A 3,312-nucleotide genomic window follows, 5' to 3' on the forward strand; every position below is an offset into this window, starting at 1 on the left:
TCCTGAATACTCGATTAGGGACTGTCGTAGTCCCGATCGAATGCAAGCTTCGACCTCTAGGGATTTATGGTTGCTCCCTATCCTGCAATATTACCTTCGCGCCAGAGAATCTAATCACTTCCCTCGATTACATAGGGAATGAGAGGCATGCTGCTCACTGCTAGGCCAGTTTTTCTAAAGCATAGACTTGAGCAATGCGCCTAAAATCCTCCTTTGCCCTCGCCTTACTGGCAACGGCTGTCTTCGCGTTTCCCTCACAGGGCCACGACCTACTGATTGATATAGAGCCCGCGTCTGGAGCGGTTCTAACTGAGGCAAGCTTTGAGGCAAAACTTACCTTTAACAACCCGCTACTAGTTGTCGAGGGCGAAACCAGCGCAGAGCTGTCAACCAAGCTCGCTGGCTCGGGTGATTGGGTAAGTCACGAGATAGTTGTTTTGGATTCAGTCTTAACTTCTCAAATCATTTTGAGTGAATCTGGAGATTACGACCTGCGCTGGAAAGTGGTTTCTTCGGATGGGCACCCGATCAGCGGTGAGTCAACTTTTACCTTGGAACTTGAAACCCCAGCCCAGGAAACAGATTCAGAGGCACCAATACTTATCGCTCCCGCTCCAATACAGGAACAGAGCTCTGGTGGTTCAATGGTTGGTTTTTACATCGGCCTTGCAATGGTGGTGCTCGGAGTTATCTTCGCACCGATTGGCCTAATGATCAGAAGACGAGCTAGGAAGTCCTAGGCCTTACTAGAGCATCAATGTTTCCTAGTAGCTCATCAAATTGAGCTGCAGTCATGAGCTTTAGCTCCAACACAACCTCGCGCACACTGGTGCCATCAGCTAATGCCTTCTGAGCAACAATGGTGGCGTTCTCATAGCCAAGTAAGGGTGAAATAACTGTGACCAGTCCGATGGAACGCTCAACGCTCGAGCGAAGTTTTTCAACGTTGGCTGTAATTCCAGAAACGCAAGCATCCGCTAGTACGTAGCAGCCCTGGCGCAGTTGAGTGATGCTCATCATTAGTGCGCGGCACATAATCGGCTCGAAGGCATTCAGCTGCAACTGCCCAGCTTCAGCTGCCATTGTTACAGTCACGTCGTTGCCAATTACTGCAAAGGCAATTTGATTGACTACCTCGGGGATTACCGGATTTACCTTGCCGGGCATTATCGAAGAGCCAGCTTGCCTTGGAGGTAAGTTGATCTCATCAAGACCTGCTCTTGGTCCACTGGAAAGCAAGCGAAGATCATTTGAGGTTTTAGAAAGCTTCACCGCAATTCGCTTAAGAACACCAGAGACCATCACAAAGACTCCAGCATCTTGAGTAGCCTCAACCATGTCCTCGGCAACTATGAAATCAAACCCTGACAACTTAGAAAGAATCAAGCACGCTTTCTGGGCATATCCAACTGGGGCGTTGAGCCCAGTACCAATTGCTGTTCCGCCGAGATTAATCTCGCGAAGCAGTGGAAGAGTTTCCTGAAGTCTTTGAATATCCTCCATGGTCATTCTTGAAAAGGTTGCGAACTCCTGACCAAGTGTCATTGGGACCGCGTCTTGCATTTGAGTTCGGCCCATCTTGATGACGTCTTTAAACTCATCGGCCTTAGCTTGGTAGGCGCCCTGGAGGTGAGCCATTGCCTTTAGCAGCTCGTTGATTTCGAGAATTAGGGCAAGTTTTAGGGCGGTTGGATAAACGTCATTGGTGGACTGTGATTTGTTCACATCATTTAGCGGGTGAACTATGTCGTAATCGCCTTTTGAGCCACCCAAGATCTCAATGGCCCGGTTGGCAATGACCTCGTTGGCGTTCATGTTGGTGGAAGTTCCGGCACCACCCTGAATCGTGTCCACCACAAACTCGGCGTCAAATTTCCCGTCGGCAACTTCTTTACAAGCTTTGGAAATAGCATCGTTGATTTCGGCAGATAGCTCACCAAGTTCATAGTTTGCTTGAGCGGCTGCTTGCTTGACAATAGCCAAAGCTCTAATTAGCGATCGGTAGTGACCGATGGGTACACCTGAGATTGGGAAGTTATCCACTGCTCTTGCAGTGTGAACACCCCAGTAAGCGTTTATTGGAACTTGATAGTCACCGAGCAAATCATGCTCAAGCCTCGTTGCTGACATGTGTTAAGTCTGCCACGAAACTTACTGGGTAAGTGACGCTCCACAGCTATAGAACCTAGTCACTACGCGATCTATAGCGCCTTGTGCAGTGTAGGTGACCGAAAGACCGTTTTCGCTATCAGCTCTTGCAAATACGGCAAAAGCAAGACGCGAGCCATCTGATGCATTTACTATTCCGCTCAAGCCATAAAGACCTGGAATGTATCCGGTTTTTGCAATTACGTTTCCTCGAGCAATGGCCGATTTTCCTTGGAATCTATATCTCAAAGTTCCAGTTTCTCCAGCGATTGGCATCCACTCCGTCAAAACCCCAAGTCCGTTTTCTGCCTTGGCAACTTTCACCATTAGTTCAGCTAGCAATTTCGAATGCACTTTGTTTTCATTTGATAATCCAGAAGCATCGCGAATCACTAATGGCTTTGGCTTCAAGCCAAGCTCTCTAAGGGACTGCTTGATAACTTTGTTAGCTCCAGCAATACTTCCCTCGAGACCTGCTGCCTTCGCCGCGTGCCGAGCAATAAACTCAGCTCCCGTGTTATCGGAGTGAGTAAGCATGTGACCTAGCCAGCTTTGTCTCATGTCCTGAGACTGGACTTCACTAATCACGTAAGCGTCAGTCGGGGTTTTTCCGACCACTAACTCAGCATTGACTGCCCGCTCCCCAAGTGATGCACGCAGTGCCTCACCTGCAGTGAGCACAGGGTCTTTGCCTCTGCGGAAGCTGTATGAGGAAATCAGGCGATTGGGTTGAACTCGGTCGCCGTCTGCCTGAATTGACGTGATGTTTGAAACGTATCCAAGCGTTCTGTATTTGGCCGGCCAATCTGGATTCCACGCTTCGCCGCTAAAGAAACTATCGTCCAGGATGATCTTTGTTATTGGAACCTCAACTGGGATTTTTTCAAGAGCCTGCTTAGCAAGGTTTCTTATCCTCGGTGGCTTGGAGTAAACACTTGATTCACCAGGGCCCAAACGTGAAAGAGTAAAGTCCCCTCCACCTTTTAGAACAAGTGTTGATGGCTCGCTTGGGGTTGCAAGCACCTGAGTCACGGCTTTGTATTCAAGCGGAAGCTTCTGAAGTGCTGCTACTGCAGTCAAAGTCTTGATTACCGATGCCGAAGGCGTTAGTTCTTTACCCAAAACATCCACCAAGACTTCACCCGTGTCAACGTTGATGACATA

Annotated in this window: 3 protein-coding genes; 1 reads left to right on the top strand and 2 read right to left on the bottom strand. The window is 48.8% G+C overall.

Annotation, left to right across the window (positions count from 1 at the left end; genetic code table 11):
• Window positions 1-194: 194 nt before the first annotated feature.
• The gene (locus tag ACIQ0Q_RS08975; protein ID WP_395772599.1) at window positions 195-740 is read left to right on the top strand and encodes a copper resistance protein CopC; all 546 of its coding nucleotides are present in this window, start codon (window positions 195-197) and stop codon (window positions 738-740) included.
• Here the strand turns inward: ACIQ0Q_RS08975 and ACIQ0Q_RS08980 are convergent.
• Both ACIQ0Q_RS08980 and dacB read right to left on the bottom strand, forming a co-directional pair.
• Window positions 727-2,130, bottom strand: a complete 1,404-nt coding sequence (locus ACIQ0Q_RS08980; protein WP_395772600.1) for an aspartate ammonia-lyase — start codon at window positions 2,128-2,130, stop codon at window positions 727-729. The genes ACIQ0Q_RS08975 and ACIQ0Q_RS08980 overlap by 14 nt on opposite strands.
• Before the next feature lie 21 nt (window positions 2,131-2,151).
• A partial coding sequence (dacB, locus tag ACIQ0Q_RS08985) for a D-alanyl-D-alanine carboxypeptidase/D-alanyl-D-alanine-endopeptidase (RefSeq protein ID WP_395772601.1) occupies window positions 2,152-3,312 on the bottom strand: 1,161 nt, incomplete at its 5' end.

It is taken from the genome of Arenimonas sp. (assembly GCF_044348765.1).
GTDB lineage: Bacteria > Pseudomonadota > Gammaproteobacteria > Xanthomonadales > Xanthomonadaceae > Arenimonas.

Bases quoted from the DNA above. Each gene is read 5' to 3' on its own strand.
- ACIQ0Q_RS08980 (WP_395772600.1), bottom strand. From the start codon at position 2,130: ATGTCAGCAACGAGGCTTGAGCATGATTTGCTCGGTGACTATCAAGTT.
- ACIQ0Q_RS08975 (WP_395772599.1), top strand. From the start codon at position 195: ATGCGCCTAAAATCCTCCTTTGCCCTCGCCTTACTGGCAACGGCTGTC.